This is a genomic window from Vibrio injensis (genome assembly GCF_001895205.1).
Lineage (GTDB): Bacteria > Pseudomonadota > Gammaproteobacteria > Enterobacterales > Vibrionaceae > Vibrio > Vibrio injensis.
Window position 1 is genome coordinate 166,848 of sequence record NZ_BDJF01000032.1, and the last position, 24,013, is coordinate 190,860.

Annotated in this window: 17 protein-coding genes; 5 read left to right on the forward strand and 12 right to left on the reverse strand. The window is 44.9% G+C overall.

Annotation, left to right across the window (positions count from 1 at the left end; translation table 11 throughout):
* Positions 1–30 precede the first annotated feature (30 nt).
* The 6 genes from parC to nudF all read right to left on the reverse strand — a co-directional run bounded on the left by parC (position 31) and on the right by nudF (position 6,930).
* Entirely contained in the window at positions 31–2,310 is a 2,280-nt protein-coding gene (gene parC, locus BSR11_RS16590) for a DNA topoisomerase IV subunit A (RefSeq protein ID WP_072671438.1), read from the reverse strand.
* Position 2,311: 1 nt separating this feature from the next.
* Positions 2,312–4,195, reverse strand: coding sequence for a DNA topoisomerase IV subunit B (gene parE / locus BSR11_RS16595; protein WP_072671501.1), 1,884 nt, complete (start codon positions 4,193–4,195; stop codon positions 2,312–2,314).
* 218 nt (positions 4,196–4,413) lie between these two features.
* Positions 4,414–5,001, reverse strand: a complete 588-nt coding sequence (yqiA, locus tag BSR11_RS16600) for an esterase YqiA (RefSeq protein ID WP_072671503.1) — start codon at positions 4,999–5,001, stop codon at positions 4,414–4,416.
* Between the two features lie 4 nt (positions 5,002–5,005).
* Positions 5,006–5,827 (reverse strand): 3',5'-cyclic-AMP phosphodiesterase, encoded by an 822-nt coding sequence (gene cpdA / locus BSR11_RS16605; protein ID WP_072671439.1) that lies wholly within the window; start codon positions 5,825–5,827, stop codon positions 5,006–5,008.
* Positions 5,828–5,843: 16 nt separating this feature from the next.
* Positions 5,844–6,293, reverse strand: coding sequence for a DUF1249 family protein (locus tag BSR11_RS16610; protein ID WP_072671440.1), 450 nt, complete (start codon positions 6,291–6,293; stop codon positions 5,844–5,846).
* A 7-nt stretch (positions 6,294–6,300) separates the two neighbouring features.
* A complete protein-coding gene (nudF, locus tag BSR11_RS16615) occupies positions 6,301–6,930 on the reverse strand; it encodes an ADP-ribose diphosphatase (protein WP_072671441.1) in 630 nt (209 codons plus the stop codon).
* 318 nt (positions 6,931–7,248) lie between these two features.
* Here nudF and tolC point away from each other — a divergent pair, with 318 nt between their 5' ends.
* The gene (gene tolC, locus BSR11_RS16620) at positions 7,249–8,562 is read left to right on the forward strand and encodes an outer membrane channel protein TolC (RefSeq protein WP_072671442.1); all 1,314 of its coding nucleotides are present in this window, start codon (positions 7,249–7,251) and stop codon (positions 8,560–8,562) included.
* Positions 8,563–8,668: 106 nt separating this feature from the next.
* Here the strand turns inward: tolC and hldE are convergent, their stop codons facing one another.
* From hldE to BSR11_RS16640, 4 genes are all read right to left on the reverse strand, one after another.
* Positions 8,669–10,099 (reverse strand): bifunctional D-glycero-beta-D-manno-heptose-7-phosphate kinase/D-glycero-beta-D-manno-heptose 1-phosphate adenylyltransferase HldE, encoded by a 1,431-nt coding sequence (hldE, locus tag BSR11_RS16625; RefSeq protein ID WP_072671443.1) that lies wholly within the window; start codon positions 10,097–10,099, stop codon positions 8,669–8,671.
* Between the two features lie 124 nt (positions 10,100–10,223).
* A complete protein-coding gene (glnE, locus tag BSR11_RS16630) occupies positions 10,224–13,067 on the reverse strand; it encodes a bifunctional [glutamate--ammonia ligase]-adenylyl-L-tyrosine phosphorylase/[glutamate--ammonia-ligase] adenylyltransferase (protein ID WP_072671444.1) in 2,844 nt (947 codons plus the stop codon).
* Positions 13,068–13,172: 105 nt separating this feature from the next.
* Positions 13,173–14,429: a methyl-accepting chemotaxis protein gene (locus tag BSR11_RS16635; protein WP_072671445.1), complete on the reverse strand. Its 1,257-nt coding sequence runs from the start codon at positions 14,427–14,429 to the stop codon at positions 13,173–13,175.
* Positions 14,430–14,818: 389 nt separating this feature from the next.
* Complete coding sequence (locus tag BSR11_RS16640; protein WP_072671446.1) at positions 14,819–16,339, reverse strand: CYTH and CHAD domain-containing protein; 1,521 nt, start codon at positions 16,337–16,339, stop codon at positions 14,819–14,821.
* A gap of 208 nt (positions 16,340–16,547) precedes the next feature.
* Here BSR11_RS16640 and BSR11_RS16645 point away from each other — a divergent pair, with 208 nt between their 5' ends.
* The 4 genes from BSR11_RS16645 (at position 16,548) to BSR11_RS16660 (ending at position 20,759) form a co-directional block, all read left to right on the forward strand.
* Positions 16,548–17,228, forward strand: a complete 681-nt coding sequence (locus BSR11_RS16645; protein ID WP_072671447.1) for a TIGR00153 family protein — start codon at positions 16,548–16,550, stop codon at positions 17,226–17,228.
* A gap of 146 nt (positions 17,229–17,374) precedes the next feature.
* The gene (locus tag BSR11_RS16650; RefSeq protein ID WP_072671448.1) at positions 17,375–18,634 is read left to right on the forward strand and encodes an inorganic phosphate transporter; all 1,260 of its coding nucleotides are present in this window, start codon (positions 17,375–17,377) and stop codon (positions 18,632–18,634) included.
* 230 nt (positions 18,635–18,864) lie between these two features.
* A complete protein-coding gene (locus BSR11_RS16655) occupies positions 18,865–19,473 on the forward strand; it encodes a TIGR04211 family SH3 domain-containing protein (RefSeq protein ID WP_072671449.1) in 609 nt (202 codons plus the stop codon).
* Positions 19,474–19,544: 71 nt separating this feature from the next.
* Positions 19,545–20,759 (forward strand): multifunctional CCA addition/repair protein, encoded by a 1,215-nt coding sequence (locus tag BSR11_RS16660; protein ID WP_072671450.1) that lies wholly within the window; start codon positions 19,545–19,547, stop codon positions 20,757–20,759.
* A 99-nt stretch (positions 20,760–20,858) separates the two neighbouring features.
* Here BSR11_RS16660 and eno read toward each other — a convergent pair whose 3' ends face one another.
* Together eno and pyrG are read right to left on the reverse strand one after the other, a co-directional pair.
* Positions 20,859–22,160 carry a phosphopyruvate hydratase gene (gene eno / locus BSR11_RS16665; RefSeq protein WP_072671451.1) on the reverse strand — a complete coding sequence of 434 codons (1,302 nt, stop codon included), beginning with the start codon at positions 22,158–22,160 and terminating at the stop codon, positions 20,859–20,861.
* A 77-nt stretch (positions 22,161–22,237) separates the two neighbouring features.
* Positions 22,238–23,875, reverse strand: coding sequence for a CTP synthase (gene pyrG, locus BSR11_RS16670; protein ID WP_072671452.1), 1,638 nt, complete (start codon positions 23,873–23,875; stop codon positions 22,238–22,240).
* Positions 23,876–24,013: the final 138 nt, after the last annotated feature.

Here is a 24,013-nt window from a genome sequence, read left to right on the forward strand (position 1 = left end):
AATCCCCAGCAGATTAGCTGGGGATTTTTTCTACTCTGATTCGACGGTCAACGGATCCGCTGGTTCTGCATCAATATCGATTTGCGTCACCCGCTGTAATCCTCTTGGTAGCAACCCTCCTCGACGACCTCGCTCACCTCGGAAATTATCTAAGTCAGTCGGTTTTAAACCTAACTTTCTCTTTCCGGCGTAAAGCGTAATCGACGAACCAGATGGAATAGCCAGCAAATGAGACACGACTTCTTCTCGTGATTTGGCCTTCGCACTAGGAATATTAATGATCTTATTACCCTTTCCTTTGCTCAATTGCGGCAAATCTTTGATCGGGAATAGTAGCATCCGCCCCTGATTGGTGACCGCTAAAATCTCATCATGCTGCAGATCATTCACGGCCTGTGGTGCAAGCAACTCCGAATTATTCGGTAAATTCACCAAAGCTTTACCACTGCGGTTTTTCGATAACAGATCCGAACCTTTACACACAAAGCCATAACCCGCATCAGAACCGACCAACCATAGCTGCTCATCTTCCCCCATAATCACTTGGCGAATTGAGCTGCCTTCAGTAATGTTCAAACGACCCGTTATCGGCTCTCCCTGACCACGAGCAGAAGGCAGAGTATGTGCTTCTAATGAATAACTACGTCCATCACTGCCTAAAAAAGCCACCTGTTGATTGCTCTTTCCACAAGCGTGCGCGAGATAGTTATCACCAGCTTTATAGCTCAGACTATGGCAATCAACGTCATGCCCCTTAGCATGACGTACCCAGCCTTTCTCTGAGATCACCACGGTAATCATTTCATTGGGCATCAAATCGCGTTCGGTTAAGGCTTTGGCCTCCGACCGCTCAACAATCGGTGAGCGGCGATCATCACCGTATTTTTCCGCATCCGCTTTTAATTCTTTCTTGAGTAGCGTGTTCAAGCGTCGCTCAGAACCGAGTAACTCTTCTAACTTAGCGCGCTCTTTATCTAATTCATCTTGTTCACCACGAATTTTCACTTCTTCGAGTTTCGCTAAATGGCGCAGTTTGGTGTCTAAAATCGCGTCGGCTTGAATATCACTAATCCCAAAGCGTTGCATTAAAATGGTTTTTGGCTCATCTTCTTGACGAATAATCTCTATCACTTCATCAATATTGAGATAAGCAATCAACAAACCTTGCAAGATATGCAAACGAGCCAAGACCTTATCAAGGCGATATTGCAAACGAGCACGTACGGTTTCACGGCGAAATTCAATCCACTCACTCAGAATCTGCGTTAAGCCTTTGACTTCAGGGCGATTATTCAGGCCAATCATATTGAGGTTAACCCGAAAACTCTTTTCTAAATCGGTTGAAGCGAACAAATGATTCATCAAGGTATCGCAATCAACTCGGCTTGAGCGCGGCACGATCACGATTCGTGTCGGATTTTCATGATCCGACTCATCGCGTAAATCTTCCACCATCGGCAACTTTTTAGCGCGCATTTGTCCCGCGATCTGCTCCAACAGTTTCGCACCAGAGACTTGGTGTGGCAGCGCTGAAATAACGATATCCGAGCCTTCTTTGTGCCATACCGCACGCATTTTGATACTACCACGGCCAGTTTGATAGATTTTTTCTAAATCAGACGGTGGAGAAATAATTTCCGCTTCGGTGGGAAAATCAGGGCCTTTCACGTACTGCATTAAGTCGATAAGACTAGCGGACGGATGCTCGATAAGATGAATTGTCGCTTCAACAACCTCACGGACATTATGGGGCGGAATATCGGTTGCCATACCAACAGCAATACCAGTAACCCCATTGAGTAAAATATGCGGTAAGCGAGCCGGTAACATTTTCGGCTCTTGCATAGTGCCATCAAAGTTAGGCTGCCATTCGACAGTGCCTTGGCCTAGCTCACCCAATAGTACTTCAGCAAATTTAGACAATTTAGCTTCGGTATAACGCATCGCAGCAAACGATTTAGGATCATCCGGAGCTCCCCAGTTACCTTGACCATCAACCAGAGGGTAACGATAAGAGAACGGCTGCGCCATCAATACCATCGCTTCATAACAAGCAGAATCACCATGAGGATGATATTTACCCAACACATCACCGACAGTTCGTGCCGATTTTTTGTATTTGGCCGATGCCGATAAACCGAGCTCAGACATGGCATAAATGATCCGCCGCTGAACCGGCTTTAAACCATCACCGATATAAGGCAGCGCACGATCCATAATGACATACATGGAATAATTGAGATAAGCGTCCTCGGTAAACTGACGCAGGGGTAGCTGCTCTACGCCCTCAAAACTGATTTCAGTCGACATTCTATTGTACCTCGGCCATATCACCATTGCGTTGTAACCAACTGCGTCTATCGTCCGCGCGTTTTTTACCCAGCAACATATCCATCATTTCATCAGTCTCTTTATCGTCATCAATGGTTAACTGTACCAAGCGACGAGTATTCGGATCCATGGTGGTCTCACGCAATTGCAGAGGATTCATCTCCCCCAAGCCTTTAAAACGTTGGACGTTAATTTTGGCTTTCTTACTACTGAGGCGTTCGATGATCGCCTGTTTTTCATTGTCATCAAGTGCATAATGCACTTCTTTACCGCAATCAATCCGATACAGCGGTGGCATCGCCACGTAGACGTGACCAGCACGAACCAAGGCGCGGAAATGACGAGTAAATAACGCACATAGTAACGTCGCAATGTGTAAACCATCAGAGTCCGCATCGGCTAAAATACAAACTTTACCGTAGCGCAGCGCCTCTAAATCATCATTATCAGGATCAATCCCCAAGGCGACAGAAATATCATGTACCTCTTGTGAAGCCAGCACTTGATCGGCCGAGACTTCCCAAGTGTTAAGGATTTTCCCGCGCAGCGGCATAATGGCTTGAAACTCACGGTTTCGCGCTTGTTTAGCACTGCCCCCCGCCGAGTCTCCTTCAACAAGGAACAGTTCAGTACGACTCAAATCTTGCTGCGAACAATCGGTTAACTTACCTGGCAGCGCGGGACCAGAAGCGATTTTCTTACGTACCACTTTTTTGCTTGCCCGCATTCGACGATGCGCATTGCTGATACACACTTCGGCCAATAACTCGGCCAACTGTGGTTTTTCATTCAACCATAAGCTAAAAGCATCTTTGACAACGCTGGCAACAAATGAAGCGGTTTGACGAGAAGAGAGGCGCTCTTTGGTCTGCCCTGCAAATTGTGGATCTTGCATTTTTACTGACAAAACATAGGCGCAGCGATCGAACACATCTTCACCGGTGAGCTTAACACCACGCGGCAACAAATTACGAAACTCACAAAACTCACGCATCGCGTCAAGTAAGCCTTGACGTAAACCATTAACGTGTGTGCCACCTTGCGGAGTAGGAATTAAGTTAACGTAGCTTTCGGTAATTAAATCTCCGCCTTCTGGTAACCAAATCACAGCCCAATTGGCGGCTTCTGTCTCGGTTTTCAACTCGCCCGTAAATGGCTCTTCAGGCAGTAAGGTATAACCTTTTACTCCTTCGGCAAGATAGTCTTTCAAACCATCTTCATACAGCCAGCGATACTCTTTATTGTTCACTTTATCGGTGAAAGTAATTTCTAGACCGGGACAAAGTACGGCTTTGGCGCGCAAGTTATTTACTAAACGCGAGACGGAAAAATTAGCAGAATCAAAATAACGCGCTTCAGGCCAAAAATGTACCGAAGTACCACGATTACGGCGTCCACAAGTCCCAGTGACCGTTAAATCAGAGACTTTTTCACCATGCTCAAAAGCAATGTCATACACCTGACCTTCTCGACGAACCGTCACTTCAACCCGTTTAGACAGGGCGTTAACCACCGAAATGCCCACTCCGTGTAAACCACCAGAAAATTGGTAGCTTTTATTAGAGAATTTACCGCCAGCGTGAAGCTTACATAAAATAAGTTCAACCCCAGAAACGTTCTCTTCAGGGTGGATGTCTACGGGCATACCACGCCCATCATCAATCACTTCCAGTGATTGATCAGCGTGAAGTATCACCTGAACCTTGGTGGCGTATCCGGCCAACGCTTCATCAACACTGTTGTCGATGACTTCTTGCCCAAGATGATTGGGGCGCGTGGTATCCGTATACATCCCGGGACGGCGACGTACTGGTTCTAAGCCATTGAGAACTTCGATGGCTCCAGCATTATATTGTTCAGTCATAATACGGAATGCTTTTATCGATAAATGATTGGTAACTTTACTACCCATTAAAGATTTACGCTTGAATTATCCATCAAAAAGTAGATTTGAAGGTAAAACTGAGCAACTTAATGGAGTAAGAACAAGACAGACATAGTCTGGAAGAGCCTCTTGGATGTCAAGTGACATCCGTAAGCCTAAGGTAAAATTATGACTTTTCCCGCATGGCAGCCGTGAGTTTATAAGTTGAGAAATTCGATAATTGCCGCAGGATAGCGCTCAAACCCGACAAAACTATGATCTCCCCCCTCTTCAACCGTCTGGCGGGCATGACGATACTTATCCACCGCTTGTTGATAATCGAGTACTTCATCACCCGTTTGTTGCAACAACCAAAAATCATCAGGTTGAGCAATTGATTCTACTTCCAAGGCTTTTAATTCATCAATATGCTCAACCGTCAATAGATAACGTTGTTGAGTATACGGGTTTTGCTGTTCGCCAAGAAAATTACGCAATAACTCATACGGTTTCACCGCTGGATTCACCAACACCGCAGGAACCGCATAATGCGCATTCAGCCAAGTTGCTAAATAGCCACCTAATGAACTGCCCACCAACCCAATCTGGTAATCAGCTTGATAAGACTCAATCAAACAGCGTAACTGCTCAGCGGCTTGCTGTGGAAATGGTGCTAATTTAGGGATAACCACTTTAATATCCGAACGATGCTCAGCACAATACTGCCGCATCACCTGTGCCTTATGTGAGAGCGGTGAGCTATTAAAACCATGAATATACAATAGCAATGAAGGACGCGCAGTCATCGAGTTAGTACCCATTTGAAGTAAAGTCCGGCACAAAAGCTCCGCGCGTTAATCGCTTGACCTGCGTCGTCACTTGACCATCGGCATGCAATTCAAGCTCACGCCAACCAGGAGAGCATTGATCTAACGCGAAATCATCAGAATTCGGTTTAAACTGTACACACGTTGACGGACTTGCCATTACTTTTACTCCAGCGTAAGTGCGATCCATATCTTGATGAACATGACCACATAAAACAGCCCGTGCGTTTTTGTATTGCTGAATGACGCGCCAAAATACATCACTGTCTTTTAACGTATGCTGATCAAGCCAAGCACTACCGACTAATAGAGGGTGATGATGCAATAAAATCAACGCATAGCGCTCTGGGTGCTGAGTCAGTTTTTCATCTAATAGATTGAGCTGATAATCACTAAGACGGCCATGCGGTACACCCACTACTTGAGAGTCGAGTAAAATCATTTGCCAGTGCTTCCCAAGCAAGACATGCTCTGGCGCATGCAGTTGTGAGGAAGGCATAACACTCCCCATGTTGGGTTTATAATCATGATTGCCCGGCAACCAAAAACACATTTTCTCTAATGCGCTAATTTCAGAGGCAAAACGCTGATAAGACTCGGCACTATGATCTTGTGAGATATCGCCAGTAGCAAGCAGAGCATCAAAGGCGACCTTTTGCTCAATAATCGCTTGGACAATGGCATGAAAACTGTCTGCTGTATTCACACTAAGTAAACAACCGTCATCAGCCGCAAACAGGTGCGTGTCCGTTATCTGAACAAGCTTAATATTATCTGATGGGTCTAAACTGGGCGATACGTTCAAATTGATAAACCTAATGCTATGAATAGTTAATATTAATCGGTGTTCGGCTAATGCCTTGCTTCAAACAGAAGGTTAGCCAATCGCCTAAAAAGCGGTTGATTTGTGCTTTCTCGTCTTTTTGCATCATTTTATGATTAGGATATTCATAACGAGCCGCAACACGTGTTAATTGATCGCTAGCACAAACTTCCGCAACCCGTGCATCGTGATACAGCCTGACAGACATCACGGGCAATGAAAATGTTGAAATATCATCACTTTGACAAATTTCCACCAAAGTTGTGTACTTTGTGACCTCGAGCACTTGTAACTGATAAATCAGCTCCGCCGCTTGATAGCAACGTACTTGCCCCACACTCGATGGTTTTGGCAACAGAGCATTGAGTTTTGCGTAATTGGTTTCGTAAGTTCGCATCAGATCCGCAAGATCCACATGATACGGTTTAGTGGCAATCGATCTGCGCATGAGGTTATCAACTCCGCCATTGAGATTGTAATTGTTGATGATGCAACTCTAACCATTGTAGTGCGATTATTGAGGCACCATTCTCAATTTGGCCATCTTTAATCCATTGATAGGCCTGCTGACGACTAAGTACGTGCACTTTAATGTCTTCCCCTTCTGAGTCTAAACCATGCACGCCGCCTGCCTGAGTCGTATCCACTTCACCAATATAGACATCGAGTTTCTCAGAACATCCACCTGAAGAAGGATAATAACTGGTAATTTTTTCTAGCCGGCCTACTGATATACCTGCCTCTTCCAAGGCTTCACGACGTACAACCTCTTGTGCCTCTTCACCAGCCTCAATCATGCCCGCGATAATTTCCTTTTGCCATGGCTGCTGATGCTCTAATGCTCCTACCCGGATCTGCTCAATGATCACCACTTCATCACGTTGAGGATCATAAGCTAATAAGGCAGCGGCATGGCCACGCTCGAACATTTCTCGTTCAATAATCCCACTCCAGCCACCTTGGAATAATCGATGCTTAAATTGGTATTTAACCATACGAAAAAAACCTTGGAATAGTGTCTGTTTTGAGACAATTTGTAGATCATCAAGGCTAAACTGGTCTTTTTCTTTGTCTATCGGTTGCATGGTTATTCCTTATCGGTGAATCTTCTAGTTTACTCATCTAGGTTTACGACTGCCAACGACATTGCTCAACTTTTTGTATAAAAGTTATGTTTTTATTTAAGTAATTGCTCTTTTATGATGATAGATAGCTGATTAAATAAACATTTTTGTGTAATGAACCATTCGTAAGCCAGGTTACTTATCCGCAAACATATCGATTTATATTGCACAAGTGGATAATTAAGTGTAAAAAAGTGCAAACTTTCGCATGAAATACCAACAATTTGAGTTACACTCTGTCAACGTAACTCCTTTCATATTTAGGCAGGAATAGGACCGATGAAAAAACTGCTTCCTTTTTTAGTGAGTGCAACCCTTGGTAGCTTTAGTATTAACGCATGGGCCGATGATCTTGCACAAATTTATGATCAAGCAAAACAAAATGATCCGCAATTGCTCAGTGCTGCTGCTCGTCGTGAAGCCGCTTTTGAAGCCATTAACTCGAGCCGCAGTTCGTTGTTACCACAAATTAATTTAACAGCGGGATATAATCTTACTCGCAGCGATGTGGATGCACGTGATAGCGATCGTCTATCTGCAGGCATCAGTTTTGCTCAAGAACTGTATAACCGCTCAAGTTGGGTATCATTAGATACCGCTGAGAAGCAAGCTCGCCAAGCCGATGCCCAATATGCCGCCGTGCAACAAGGTTTGATGTTGCGCGTCGCTCAAGCCTACTTTGAAGTATTAAGTGCACAAGATAACTTAGAGTTTGTTCGTGCAGAAAAGGCCGCCGTTGCGCGTCAACTAGAACAGACCAAGCAGCGCTTTGATGTTGGGCTCTCCGCGATTACTGATGTCCATGATGCACAAGCGCAATATGACAGCGTTTTAGCGCAAGAAGTTTTGGCTGACAACACCTTAATCAATAGCTATGAATCTTTGAGAGAAATTACTGGGCAAGGCTATTCGCAATTAAGCATTCTTGACACTCAACGTTTCTCAGCGAGCCGTAATACTGAATCAATGCAGGCGTTGATCGAACGAGCTCAGCAACAAAACTTAGCTTTACTGTCTTCACGTATTGCTCAGGATGTTGCAAAAGATAATATTGCGCTTGCTAACTCAGGCCATTTACCGTCATTAAAATTAAACGGTGGTTATAATTATGCGCGTGAATCGAATAGCAATAATTCCGCGAATAATACCGATTTTAACGATTTTACTATTGGGCTAAATCTCAATGTTCCGCTGTATACTGGCGGTAATGTCACCTCCTTAACCAAACAAGCCGAACATGCGTTTGTTGCCGCAAGCCAAGAGTTAGAAGCGACCTTCCGCAGCGTGGTTAAAGATGTTCGCGCCTATAACAACAATATTAACGCTTCAATTGGCGCATTACGTGCTTATGAACAATCGGTAATTTCCGCTCGTTCAGCCTTAGAAGCAACCGAAGCTGGTTTTGAGGTCGGTACTCGGACGATTGTCGATGTATTAGATGCCACTCGACGTCTGTATGATGCGAACCGTAATCTCTCTTCAGCGCGCTACGATTATATTTTGAATCGCCTACAACTTAGTCAAGCGATTGGCTCACTCAGCGAACAAGATATTCTCGATATCAACGCCGGACTACAACGCGTGAGTCGATAAAGCGATCCCTAAATGAAATAAGGGGCTTCAATTGAAGCCCCTTATTTTTTATACTCTTACGCACTGAAAACGCAGTGATTGGTTATCTCTATCGAGATAATAGTCGTTAACCTTTACCGCCTTTGATCGCCTTGATAATGTCTGTGGTCGAACAGCCTTCTTCGAAATTCAGTACTTTCACTTCACCACCCGCGGCAATCACTTCTGCACCGCCAGCAATTTGTTCTGGTTGGTAATCCCCCCCCTTAACTAAAATGCTTGGTAACACTTCTGAAATTAAGCGCTGTGGTGTATCTTCGCTAAATGGAACCACCCAATCCACGGCACCTAGCCCAGCCAGTACCGCCATACGACGATCAGTTGGATTAACCGGACGCCCAGGCCCTTTCAAACGTTTCACCGACTCATCGGTATTCACCGCTACAATCAAGCGATCGCCAAGCTCTGCTGCATGATTCAAATAAGACACATGCCCAGCATGCAAAATATCAAAACAGCCGTTAGTCATGACAACTTTTTCACCGCGAGCTTTGGCTTTTTTAACCGCTTCAATCAGTGCACTTTCACCAATAATGCCAAAATCCGCCTCTTTGCTGCCGTGAATGGCTTCAGCGAGCTCAATGGTCGATACCGTCGATGTCCCTAGCTTTCCAACCACAACGCCAGCGGCAGCATTGGCTAAGACACACGCTTCATCTAAGGATTTACCCGCTGCCACCGAGGCTGCAAGTACCGAAATCACCGTGTCACCAGCCCCTGTCACATCAAAAACTTCTTTGGCTTGCGTTGGCAAATGGAAAGGCTCCATACCACGACGCAACAACGTCATACCATGCTCACTACGAGTCACTAACAAAGCTTGTAGATCAAATTGCTCAATCAGTTGAAGTCCTTTATCAACCAACTCTTGATCCGACTTAACTTTTCCTACTACCTGCTCAAACTCGCCCATATTCGGCGTCAATAAGGTTGCACCACGATAGCGTTCAAAATCAGCGCCTTTAGGATCAATAAACACTGGGATATTGGCCATGCGAGCTTTTTGAATCAACTGCTGAACGTGCTCCAAAGCGCCTTTCGCATAGTCAGATAAAATCACCGCGTTTACACTCGCCAGAGAGCGCTCCATGCGTGACAGGATCAGCTGAGCATCAATGTTCTCAAATTTGTCTTCAAAATCGAGACGGATCAATTGCTGCCCACGACTTAATACCCGTAATTTGGTAATGGTGGGGTAATCGGCTAAACCAACGAAATCACACTGCACGTTCAGCGAGGTTAATTTTTCTTGCAACACTTGTGCTGGCTCGTCAGTACCAGTTAAGCCAATGATATGCGCCAATCCACCTAAAGAAGCGATGTTCATCGCTACGTTAGCAGCGCCACCAGGACGCTCTTCGTTATGCTCAACTTTAACGACTGGCACTGGCGCTTCAGGGGAAATACGCCCTGTAGGACCATACCAATAACGATCAAGCATCACATCACCAATAATAAGCACACCCGCTTTACTGTAGTCAGGTAGAATTGGTTTCATTATCGATCTTCTCCACTATTAATCTATGGCGCAGTGTAACATAGCCTTTTACAGCCAAACTACTTTGAGTTACCGCTAAACGGTGTCAGTTCGACCAATCTTTATCGGGTTCAGTAGATAGCGTTCAACCTAACCACTGATGCCAAGTTTCAATCACCCATTCTCGCTGGGCAATCCATTGTTCTTCATCCACATCTGCATCAAGATTCAATAAGTTACGATGATGGATTTGATCTCGCATCTCGGTATACGCGCGGGTTAATGCCTCAGCCGATGCGCGATCCAGTACCGCTTCGTTCATCAATGATTCAAAAATACGCACATTATCCGACCAACGCGTCAACTTTGGATGCTGATGACTATAACGTAAGACAAAATATTGCGCGAGAAACTCAATATCAGTGATCCCACCTTGATCGTGCTTTAACATGAAACGTCCGGCTTTTTTACTAGCCAAGTGTTGACGCATTTTGTCACGCATCTCGACCACTTGTTGTTGCAAAGTTTTTGCATCTCGCGGCAAACAGAGTACAGAATGTCTAACATGATTAAATTTGGCTTGTAAATCCGCTTCTCCGTAAATCATTCTTGCTCGAACCAAGGCTTGATGCTCCCATGTCCAAGCCTCTTGATGCTGATAATCGGCAAAGGCCTCTATCGAACTGACCAACAACCCCGAAGCGCCAGAAGGACGTAGACGGGTATCCACTTCATACAAAATACCGGAAGCAGTCCGAGTTGAAAAAAGGTGAATGATCCGTTGAGCAAGACGCAAATAAAATTGTCGACCATCAATCGGTTTCATCCCTTGAGTCATAGCTGAGGGTGGACAATCATGAATAAATACAATATCTAAATCGGAGTTATAACCCAGTTCCCAGCCTCCCACTTTACCATATCCCACCACAGCAAAGCCTTTACCAGCTTGTTGAGTTAAATGATCGGGAACGCCATGTTTAGCACTGACTTGTAACCAAGCTTGATTGACCACAGCATCGACGATGGCTTCAGCCAAATACGTTAAATGATCACTGACTTTCATCACTGGTAATACACCCGCGATATCGGCAGCCGCGATTTTTAATATCCCGATCTGCTTAAATTGACGCAGCGCTTCCATTTGCTGCTCCATGTCCTCTTCTGGAATACGAGCAAGAAAATCACGCAGCTCGGTTTTATAGCTACCAAGATCAATCGGATGATAAAGATGCTGCGGATCAATCAACTCATCCAATAAAATTGGGTAACGAGCCAGTTGCTCAGAAATCATCGGGCTGGCTGTGCACAAACGAACCAGTTGATGCAGTGCTGCTGGATATTCATCCAACAACTCTAAATAGGTGGTGCGCGTGGCAATACTATTGAGTAAATGCAGCACTCGCGCTAAACCAAATTGCGCATCGGGATGAGAGAATATGGCTTGGTAAACCTTAGGCATTAAGCGATTTAATACCTCTCGGCCACGTGGACCAATGGTTTTTTTAGCTAAATCCTGCTTAAACGTTAAGCAGCAATGCGCCAAATTCGATGGCTCTTCAATCGCCAACTCCTGCCTTAAAATAGGTAAAATCACATCCAGCTTATCTGCCATATCCCACAATTCATGAAAATGCTCAGCCGTTGTGCTTTCTTCATCGTCATCTTCACCGATCAAAGTGATAAACACGTGATGAACTTGCGTCATATGATGTTGTAACTGGCTAAGTAAGGCATCCCAACATCCATAACCCATCGCAATAGCGAGACGCCGTTGATCGTCTTCTTTCTCTGGCAGCGTTTGCGTCTGTTTGTCTTCCATGGCCTGTAATAGATTTTCTAATCGGCGCAAAAAACGATAAGCGGCCACTAACTGCGCGACTTGTTCGGCGGTTAACAGTTCAAGTTCGGCAATCGCCTGTAGTGTTTCTAATAATCCTCTCTGGCGCAAACTGGGCTCTCGTCCGCCACGAATGAGCTGGAAAACTTGGGCAATAAATTCAATCTCCCGAATACCACCAGCACCCAGTTTAATGTTATTACTCAATCCACGACGACGTACCTCACTACGGATCATCGATTTCATTCGCCGCAGCGATTGAATAGCACTAAAATCGATATAACGACGAAATACAAAAGGTCGCAGCATTTGCCGTAGTTCTTGATACTGATGGTGCATTTCACGGCCCATTACCCGAGCTTTAACCATCGCATAGCGTTCCCAATCACGCCCTTGTTCTTGATAGTAATCTTCTAATGCAGCGTAGCTCATTACTAAAGGGCCGCTTTCGCCAAACGGACGCAAACGCATATCAACCCGATAACAAAAACCATCGATTGTCGGTTGATCAAGCATTTTTATGATCTTCTGTCCTAAACGGGTAAAGAACTGTCCGTTATCAATACTGCGCCTGACACCTTGAGTTTGACCGTTTTCAGGGTAGGTAAAAATCAGATCGATATCTGAAGAGAAATTGAGCTCCCCGCCACCTAATTTACCCATGCCGATAATCAGCATCGGTTGAGCCTCACCTTGCGCATTGCATGGCGTTCCCCACTCTTGGCAGCACAGTGAATATTGCCATTGATACGTCTCAACAATCAGCGCTTCTGCCAGCTCAGAAAGATGCTCAAGGCTCTGCTCGACAGGCCAAGTGGCTAAAAAATCACGCCAAGCAATATAGACCATCTCTCGATAACGAAACTGACGTAAAATCCGCTGTCCGGTTTGCTCATCAGAGCACGAACTTAATAATGCTTGTAATCGATCGCGATAAGTCTCTGCTCGCGATTCACTTTGTAACCAATTTGGAAACTCATCAACCAGCCACTCATCACGAGAGAAGGTCTGAGTGACAAAACGGCTCAACGCAGTCACATAACGAAGTGATTGCTGTAATTCAGACGGCCACTGATGCAGCTTCGGCTGTTCAGCAAGCAACTGTTGATAGGCGTTATCGGCATGAGTCATTAAGCGTTCGGGGAGGTGCATAAATCATCCTTGTTTCTTATCATCGCCTCACTGTATCGCAGTCTGAGATAAATAAAAACGCCCACCAAACGGTGAGCGTCGTTAATATCAATGAACCTAAGCTGATCACACCTTGAAGACGGTGATTTTTCGATCCAACTCTTCAGCATTATTTTGCATCAACTCAGAAGTTTCCAGTAACTCACTGACTACCGTGACCGAAGCTTCAACCAATTCTCTTACGTTGGTGATATTTTGATTGATCTCTACCGCGACACTGCTTTGTTGCCCCGCTGCTGTCGCAATCTGTAAGTTCATCTCATTGATGAGTTTGACTTGTTGGACAATACCGTCCAACTCTGTGCCGGCATTGGTGATTAATTCAACGCCATCAGCGGCTTCAACAACACTCTTTTCCATTAAATCCACCGCCGAGTTAGCGCTGCTTTGTAGATAGCTAATCATATCTTGAATTTCAACCGTCGCCGTCTGAGTACGCTGAGCCAAGTTACGAACTTCATCAGCAACCACAGCAAAACCACGCCCCGCCTCGCCAGCACGAGCGGCTTCAATCGCGGCATTTAACGCCAATAAATTGGTTTGTTCAGAAATACTTTGAATGGTGCCAACCACACTACCAATCGCAACCACTCGCTCTTCAACTTGGTTTACGGCTGAAGCTGAAGCGGCAATATCTTTTGATAACTGATCAATTTTACGAATAGTTTTTTGGACAAACTGCTGCCCCGTCGCTGCACTATGAGAAGCGGTCTCGGTTAATGAAGACGCACTTTGCGCGTGATCGGCGACCGTTTGTACCGTTGATGACATCTGATTCATTGCGGTGGCTATTTGATCAATTTCATGGAACTCTTCCTGCGCGGAGTCTTTCGTCTCTGACATACTGATCGTCATGACTTCCGTCAAGGTGGTTAATTCTTGTGATGTAGTGATCTGCACTTTAATTAAATCTTGCAATTGGCGACGAGTTTTCTCTAACTCACGAGCAACATCACCATACTCATCTTTACAGTCCATAAAAATAGGTTCGGATAAATCGCGTTCAGCCATCTGCTTGATTGACTGACTAAGGAACTGGGTTTGACGTAACATCACTCGTGCGGCAAACATCAGTAATGAAACAAAAGTGACAATCATAAACCCAGTTTGCCAAATGACTTGGACGATGTAGGTATCATAATGCAGTTTGGCAATTTCCGTGCTTTGAGTCGCAGCAAGTAAAGAGTCATAGAACAAGCTCGCATCCCACAGTTGCTTGCCGATCACTAAAATCGTACTAAAAAACATTAGCATGACCATTTTAGGGATCAAACGTATGTCTGTGATCACCCGTTCCCACGGTTTAAATGCCATCCTCGCCATGACTAATTCTCCACTCCGTTTTTAACGCTCGCCCATCATGGTTGTGATGCCCACCTACCACGTATGAATTATTTCGAGCTTCGTATGAAATTAATACTATCAAAAACCAGCGGCTCTCGATGTGTATTACCTCGCGAATTTGCAGATTGATGGTGTGATTTGTCTAAGCCGATGGATTATGCATTACACCCTCTCTAATGCAGTATATATCCAACCATCACCGTTTTTATCGGCGACACATCAAATGGCTACAATGGAATAAATCAGCGGTTGCGCTATTTGTGAGTTAACTCTAGTTTTTCAACCAAGAAGGGAGTAATGGAGAAATGGAATGAAAGTGGCACATTCCCGAAGCAAAAGTTCAGGAATGTGCTTGATGAGTGTAGACACTATTCACGCCAGTAAGGCGTCGCTTCTATGCCAATACGACGCGTTTGCTCCATGGCGTGCAAAATCGAGTTTTCTTGACGATTAAGCCAACGGGTTAACTGCTCTTGATCTTGTTCATCTTGTAACAGATCAAGCAGTTGCTCTAACGTTTTTAAGGTTAATAAGTCATCGATACCATGTAATAAATCAATCCATGGCATCCGAAACGCTAAACGTTGCTCAACATCATATAAACGAGCAAAACTGACCCCAGTATAGAGTGCACGTATCAAACGGTATTGCTGTTCAATATAATCGTCGGCAGATAAAAGTTGCTCTAATGGAAACACTTCGACCAACTCCGCCCACACTCGATCGAGCTGTTTAACCGAGAAAGGTCCGACTGGACGAGCCATCCGTTCACGAGCTTTATCATCTAAAAATGGCTGCCATCCTCGAGTTAAAATCCAACGACTCAAATCAAGCAGTAATGCCGTATAACGAGCACTGTGCAACAGTTTTAATAACGCATCACGTTGAGGTAAAGTTTCTTGACGCAGCTTAAGCTCAGCAACTAAAAACTTGCGTGCATCTAGCTTACGTAATGCATAGCCCTTATCTTTGAGTAAGTCTTCTAGGTAGTCGTACTGTTTTAACCACGCCAATTCACCATCTAACCACTTAAGCTCTTGGCGTAAAATAGCACTGGCTCGGCGTGGCACAATACCACCGTATACGGTAAGCAGTTGACGAATAAAACTTATTGCATGACGAATCTCGTGCAAAGCCGCAATCGAGTCGCGTTCCGTATAGATTTGTTCATGACGATGCCAATGGGCAAGAGCGTGCTCAAGTGAGCGAATCAAACAAGATTCTACATTATCATCACTGCGAGTATTGACGAGAGTGATCCCTTGAACGTCGTCTCCCTCGTCGCCCATCGCTAAACGATAACCTTTTGCCGCTTTGCTCTGGTTACCTAGTCGCATTCCACCTTGTTCAGACAATTGACGAGCAAGCAAAAATAGCGCATCTATCTGCCCCGATTTCAGCTCTAATTCAACCTCACAAATCGGCGTTTGTTTATCGCCAGCTTCAACAACACCTTGATCAAAAGCAACTTCAATTTGGCTACCATCACTCATGGCCACTAGCCATTGTTCACGAGTGAAATTGGTCGAAAATAGAGCTATCAATTGAGATTGCAGCGTTTCAGCATCGCGTCCTTGAGGCCAAATATCGTCAGGGTGCAACGTTAAATCGGGTTGATTGCAGGTGTGCTCTGCATTGTATTCCGGTCTTTGATGCAGGCCCGCCACCACTCGCCCTGCCGTTTTAACCGTTTGCACGTACACCTCATCAAAACGACGAATACGTAGCCCAATATCGTGTTGACGTAACCAATGGTCAGCAGAATCAAAATAGGTGTTACCCAGTTGCCGACAATGGTGCTGAAGCACTTTAGTTTCGGAAATTTTATTACGCAAAACGTCTGAAAAATCAGGAGAAACAAAAAACTTCAGTTCTATCTCGGTTTCCATAGTTATACCTTTCACAGCAGATAGCGACAGGATATTGCCTAATAGACAACGGGGCAAGTGAGAAATATCGTCCTATTGATGATCTAAAACAGTTTTAATGATTCTATTATTAGGTTACCATGCGCGCCTTTATAGCCAACGCTCAACATTTCACCAGGCTATCATGGTGTCTGTTCTTTCTCGGTTATAGTAATTAGGTTGAATGACCATGCCAGTAAATACCATTATGGGGTTATTTGCAAAGTCCCCCATTAAGCCTTTGCAACGACACGTTGTGTGTGTCAATGAATGCTGCTCGCACCTGATCAACTTCTTTGAAGTTTGTGCTCAAGGTGATTGGGAAAAAGCCGCAGAAATACGCGCACAAATTTCTCATTTAGAGAAAGAAGCCGACGTGTTAAAACGCGAAATCCGTCTGAAACTCCCCCGCGGTCTGTTTCTGCCGGTTGATCGCACTGACATGCTTGAGCTTCTCACTCAACAAGATAAGCTGGCAAATCTTGCTAAAGACATCTCTGGCCGTGTTTACGGTCGTCAGCTTATTATCCCTAAACCTCTCCAAGATAATTTCCTCGCTTATGTTCAACGCTGTCTTGACGCAGCAACACAAGCACAGAAGGTGATCAATGAACTTGACGAGTTATTGGAAACCGGATTTAAAGGTCGTGAAGTCACGCTTGTGGCGGAAATGATTAATCAACTGGATGTCATAGAAGATGATACGGATAATATGCAGATTCGTTTACGCCAACAATTAATGGCTATCGAATCAACCATGAATCCGATTGATGTCATGTTCTTGTACAAAATCTTTGAATGGGTCGGCGGTATCGCTGATCAGGCTCAGCGGGTCGGTGCTCGACTTGAACTGATGCTTTCCCGTTCTTAAATCATTTAAGTTAACCAAATAACTAAGAGCCATAATCGTGTTTCCCACCATTCAAGCGCTGACTATATTCTTGCGCTAATGGTTTTTTTCGTGCCTAAAAAGCACCACGATGAGTCTCCGCTTGTTATCAACAACTAGGTATTACGATGGATATCCTTGCGAACTACGGCATTGTCCTGATTATTGTTGCAGCGATCTTCGGTTTATTAATGGCCATTGGTATTGGTGCGAATGACGTCGCCAATGCCATGGGCACATCTGTTGGCTCAAAAGCGCTTACCGTTAAGCAAGCTATCATCATTGCGATGATTTTTGAGTTTGCTGGTGCTTATTTAGCTGGAGGCGAAGTTACTGATACGATTCGCCAAGGCGTTATTGATACAACCTTGTTTGCCGATCAACCAGACTTACTGGTTTATGGCATGATGTCATCTCTACTTGCTGCCGGAACATGGTTGCTTGTTGCCTCTTATATGGGCTGGCCAGTCTCAACCACCCATTCAATTATTGGTGCGATTATTGGTTTTGCGACGATTTCTGTTGGCGCAGAAGCTGTTGATTGGAGCTCCGTACAAGGCATCGTTGGTAGTTGGGTCATCACGCCATTTATTTCCGGCTTATTGGCTTACGCTATTTTTGTCAGTGCACAAAAACTGATTTTTGATACTGAAACACCACTGATTAATGCCAAGCGTTTCGTCCCCGTGTACATGTTTATTACCACCATGGTGATCGCTTTAGTGACCATTAAAAAAGGCTTAAAACATGTTGGATTACATTTGACCAATAATGAAGCTTGGATTTGCTCAATTCTGGTTTCAGGCATCGTCATGGTTATTGGTTATCTGTACATTTATAAGAAATTTGCCGATACCGAAGAAAACCATGGTTTTTCTAACGTTGAACGTATTTTCTCTGTTTTAATGGTCATTACTGCCTGTGCGATGGCGTTTGCTCATGGCTCAAACGACGTAGCCAATGCAATTGGTCCTCTAGCGGCTGTTGTATCAACCGTGGAAAGCTTAGGTAATGTCGCGTCTAAAAGTGCGATTGCTTGGTGGATATTACCACTTGGCGGTATCGGGATTGTGATCGGCCTTGCGACACTGGGACATAAAGTGATGGCAACCGTCGGAACGGGCATCACGGAGTTAACACCGAGTCGTGGTTTTGCGGCGCAGTTAGCGACGGCTTCTACCGTGGTACTCGCATCTGGCACTGGATTACCTATTTCAACTACGCAAACCTTAGTTGGTGCGGTGTTAGGGGTCGGTTTTGCGCGCGGAATTGCAGCACTTAACTTAGGTGTAGTGCGTAACATTGTTGCCTCATGGATTGTCACCCTACCAGCGGGCGCCCTACTGGCTGTTCTGTTCTTCTATGCGATTCAAGCAGCGTTTACTTAATCAATTCGTCAATCCAATGTAAACGGATTGTCATTATTGACTCAAACGCACAGAAAGGGAGGCTCAGCCTCCCTTCTTTGTTGCGCCGCACGCAGAAAGTTTTTACTATTTGTAAAACAAACCTTAAGACTGATAATACAGTCGTACATAACCCTATTGCGCGTCCATCAACGGAATGAGAAGATTCAAAACTCTCAAGCGCAATATTGACCATAATTAAGGGATCTACCGTGAAAAAACTCATCTGCATGGTGCTATTTTCTTTATTAGCAGCACCAGCGCTCGCTCAAGACCGTTATGTCGCAGATAAACTGTTTACCTATATGCATTCGGGCCCAAGTAACCAGTTTCGTATTATTGGATCGATTGATGCGGGAGAGAAAGTCAAACTGCTCAACACCAATAAAGAGACTGGTTACAGTCAAATTGTCGATGAACGAGGACGTAATGGTTGGATAGAAAGCCGCTTTGTAACTCGTGAAGTCAGTATGGCGGTTCGTCTGCCACAACTTGAAAAAGAACTTAAAGAAGTAAAAAACCAACTCGCCAATGCTCGCCAAAATGCCGATAGTGAAAAAGCGGGACTGGTCGATTCACTCGAAATTCGTAACAAACAAATCGCCGAGCTAGAACAAAGTTATGGTGATATCAGTCAACAACTGATTGCTTCACAAACTGAAATCCGTGAACTGCGAGCTCGCCTCGATACCCAAAAAGAAGATTTACTCTTAAAGTACTTTATCTATGGCGGTGGCGTTGCTGGTGGAGGCTTATTGTTTGGTCTAGTGCTGCCACACATTATTCCTCGCCGTAAGCGTAACCCTGCCGGATGGGCATAATTGCACGATTAACGGTCACCGAAGGTGGCCGTTTTTGTCTTCGCACCTATTTATTTCAGTAAGGAGTCTTAGTGCAAGTTTATCTCGTCGGTGGCGCGGTGCGCGATCAATTACTCTCTTTACCTGTACATGATCAAGATTGGGTGGTCGTAGGCAGTAGTCCAGAACAGATGCGCCAAGCGGGCTATCAAGCGGTCGGTAAGGATTTTCCTGTCTTCTTACACCCGAAGACAAAACAAGAGTATGCTCTGGCTCGTACCGAGCGTAAAACAGGGGCTGGCTATACAGGGTTCGCTTGTTATTACGCCCCGGATGTGAGCATTGAAGAAGATCTCGCTCGACGCGATCTGACTATTAATGCCATAGCGCAAGATAACACTGGCAAGCTGATCGATCCCTATGGTGGTCAAAGAGACTTGCATAACCGTCTATTACGCCATGTTTCTGATGCTTTTATCGAAGATCCACTTCGTGTCCTTCGGGTCGCACGTTTTGCCGCAAAGTTAGCACACCTTGGGTTTACCATTGCTAGCGAGACCATGCAATTAATGACACAGATCGCTCAGTCAGGGGAACTCGAGCATTTAACAGCCGAGCGCATCTGGCAAGAGTGGCATAAATCACTTTCCACCGCCAATCCAGAGGTCTTTCTCTCTACACTGCGCGAATGTGGGGCTTTGGCGATCATTCTACCAGAGATTGACCGCTTATTCGGTGTCCCACAACCCAAACAGTGGCACCCTGAAATAGATACTGGAGTGCACACGTTAATGGTCGCCGCACAAGCGGCAACACTCTCTCCCTCTATTGCGGTGCGTTTTGCTGCGCAAGTACATGATGTCGGTAAAGGCGTAACACCGCAAAGTGAATGGCCAAGCCACAAAATGCACTGTCATACCGGGGTTAAGATTATTAACGCGTTATGCGAACGTATCCGTATTCCTAATGAGTGCAAAGCGCTAGCATTATTAGTCTGTGAGCAGCATTCAAACATTCATCGAGCGGCAGAGCTTAAAGCGAGCACCAAACTTAAAATACTCGACAAACTCGATGTCTGGCGTAAACCAGAACGTTTATATGATGTTTTACTCTGTTGTCAGGCGGATCACGCAGGTCGATTAGGCTGTGAAGGGAATGCTTATCCACAACGTGATCTCTTTCTTAATGCTTATCAAGCGGCTCTAAGCGTCGAGGTACAACAGGTGATCGCTGATGGTTTTCAGGGTAAAGCCATTAAAGAAGAGCTTAACAAACGGCGAATAAAAGCCATTAGCGCGACAGAATAAGCCCTACTCTACCGTCCTTGTTCCTATCTTCAATATAAAAAAACGCCCTGCTATGCAGGGCGTTCTCTAAGCAATGCTACTAAGCCGTATCCAAAAGGATTACGCTTGGCCTTTCACTTCTTTTAGACCGTTGAAAGGAGCACGACCAGCGAGTGCTTCTTCGATACGGATCAATTGGTTGTATTTAGCAACACGATCAGAGCGGCTCATAGAACCCGTCTTGATTTGACCTGCAGCAGTACCTACCGCTAGATCAGCAATCGTTGCATCTTCAGTTTCGCCTGAACGATGAGAGATAACTGCCGTGTAACCAGCATCTTTCGCCATCTTGATAGCTGCCAATGTTTCAGTTAGAGAACCGATTTGGTTAAACTTGATCAGGATTGAGTTAACAATACCTTTCTCGATACCTTCTTTCAGGATCTTAGTGTTAGTTACGAATAGATCGTCACCCACTAATTGTAGCTTGTCACCAAGTAGCTCAGTTTGGTGCTTAAAGCCAGCCCAATCAGACTCATCAAGACCGTCTTCGATAGATACGATTGGGAACTTGTTCGCTAGTTCAGCTAGGTAATGGTTAAACTCTTCTGAAGTGAAGGTTTTACCTTCACCTTTCATGTTGTAGATACCAGCTTCTTTATCGAAGAACTCAGATGCAGCACAGTCCATCGCTAATGTGATGTCTTTACCTAACACGTAACCTGCAGCTGCTACCGCTTCTGCGATAACTTCTAGCGCTTCAGCGTTAGATTTTAGGTTAGGAGCAAAACCACCTTCATCACCAACAGCAGTGTTGTAACCTTTAGATTTTAAAACTTTAGCTAGGTTATGGAACACTTCTGCGCCCATACGTACCGCTTCTTTTAGCGTTTTTGCGCCAACAGGTTGGATCATGAACTCTTGAATATCAACGTTGTTATCAGCGTGCTCACCACCGTTGATGATGTTCATCATAGGTAGAGGCATAGAGAACTGACCAGGAGTACCGTTCAATTCAGCAATGTGCTCATACAAAGGCATACCTTTAGCGGCAGCTGCTGCTTTCGCGTTCGCTAGTGACACAGCAAGAATCGCGTTTGCACCAAATTTAGATTTGTTTTCAGTACCATCAAGGTCAATCATCACTTGGTCAATCGTCGCTTGGTCTTTTGCATCTTTACCGACAAGAGCATCGGCAATTGGACCATTAACTGCAGCAATCGCTTTAAGAACACCTTTACCTAGGAAACGAGACTTGTCGCCGTCACGTAGCTCAAGCGCTTCGCGAGAACCAGTAGATGCACCAGATGGAGCAGCTGCCATACCAACGAAACCGCCTTCTAGGTGTACTTCAGCTTCTACCGTTGGGTTACCACGTGAGTCGATGATTTCACGACCTAGAACTTTAACGATCTTAGACATTAATGTTTCCTCTCATTGAATTTAAATATCAAAACTAAAAGGATAGCCGCACAACTTAAGCCGCTATCCATATCCTTTTACTTCAATTCACCGCGTTGGAACTGACCGGCTGCTTTCACAAAACCTGCAAATAATGGATGACCATCACGAGGCGTTGATGTGAATTCTGGGTGGAATTGAGCCGCAACAAACCATGGATGAGCAGGGTTTTCAATCACTTCCACCAGTTTCTTGTCAGCTGACAATCCAGACACTTTCAGGCCTGCTTTTTCAATTTTTGGACGAAGATGGTTATTGACTTCGTAACGATGACGATGACGTTCATGAATCGTCGCGCTGCCGTAAAGCTCATAAGCTTTAGTGCCTTTCGCCAAATGGCAAAGCTGCGAACCTAGACGCATGGTGCCGCCCAAATCGGAACTTTCGGTACGCTCTTCTACGTTACCTTCACCATCAACCCATTCGGTAATTAAGCCTACCACAGGGAATGGGGTTTCTTTGTTAAATTCTGTTGAATGCGCGCCTTCCATACCGGCGACATTACGTGCGTATTCAATCAACGCCACTTGCATCCCTAGACAGATACCTAAATAAGGGACATTATTTTCACGTGCATATTGAGCGGCAAGAATTTTACCTTCAATACCACGATCACCAAAACCACCAGGAACCAAAATAGCATCTACGCCTTGTAAGATTTCAATGCCTTTGGTTTCAACATCTTGCGAATCGATGTATTTGATATGCACGCTTAAACGATTTTTAAGACCTGCATGTTTCAGTGCTTCGTTAACCGATTTATAAGCATCCGGTAACTCGATGTATTTACCGACCATACCAATCGTGACTTCACCTGTTGGGTTAGCATCTTCATAAATGACTCGTTCCCATTCAGTAAGATCGGCTTCTGGAGCGGTAATACCAAAACGTGCACATACCAAGTCATCTAAACCTTGTGACTTGATAAGCTGAGGGATTTTGTAGATTGAATCAACATCCTTCATCGAGATAACGGCTTTTTCAGGCACATTACAGAACAGAGCTATCTTCTTACGTTCATTCGCTGGGATCACTCGATCACTACGACAAACAAGGATGTCTGGTTGAATACCAATTGAGAGTAATTCTTTAACCGAATGTTGGGTTGGCTTGGTTTTTACTTCACCAGCAGCAGCAAGATAAGGCACTAACGTTAGATGCATAAACATCGCACGCTCGCGACCCACTTCAATGGCTAATTGACGAATGGCTTCCATAAAAGGTAAAGACTCGATATCACCCACGGTACCGCCGACTTCAACAATTGCGATTTCATGGCCTTCAGAGCCAGCAAGAACACGATCTTTGATCGCATTGGTAATATGAGGAATAACCTGAATCGTTGCACCTAGGTAATCACCACGACGCTCTTTACGCAATACATCAGCATAAACACGACCAGCAGTAAAGTTATTGCGCTTGGTCATTTTGGTACGAATGAAACGTTCGTAGTGACCAAGGTCAAGGTCAGTTTCAGCGCCATCTTCCGTGACAAACACTTCACCATGTTGGGTTGGGCTCATTGTGCCTGGATCAACGTTGATGTAAGGGTCAAGCTTCATCATGGTCACTTTAAGACCACGAGCTTCTAAAATCGCCGCAAGCGATGCTGCTGCAATACCTTTACCTAGAGAGGATACAACCCCGCCAGTAACAAAAATATAATTTGTTGTCATGTTTAACCTGAAATTGGTTGAATGAGGGAAATGGATTTCTTCTGGACGGGATAAAACTATACCAGAACCCATTTATCGCCACAACGTGAAATCTATCACACTCAGTTTTTTATTTTTTGCTTCAAATCAAACAGATTG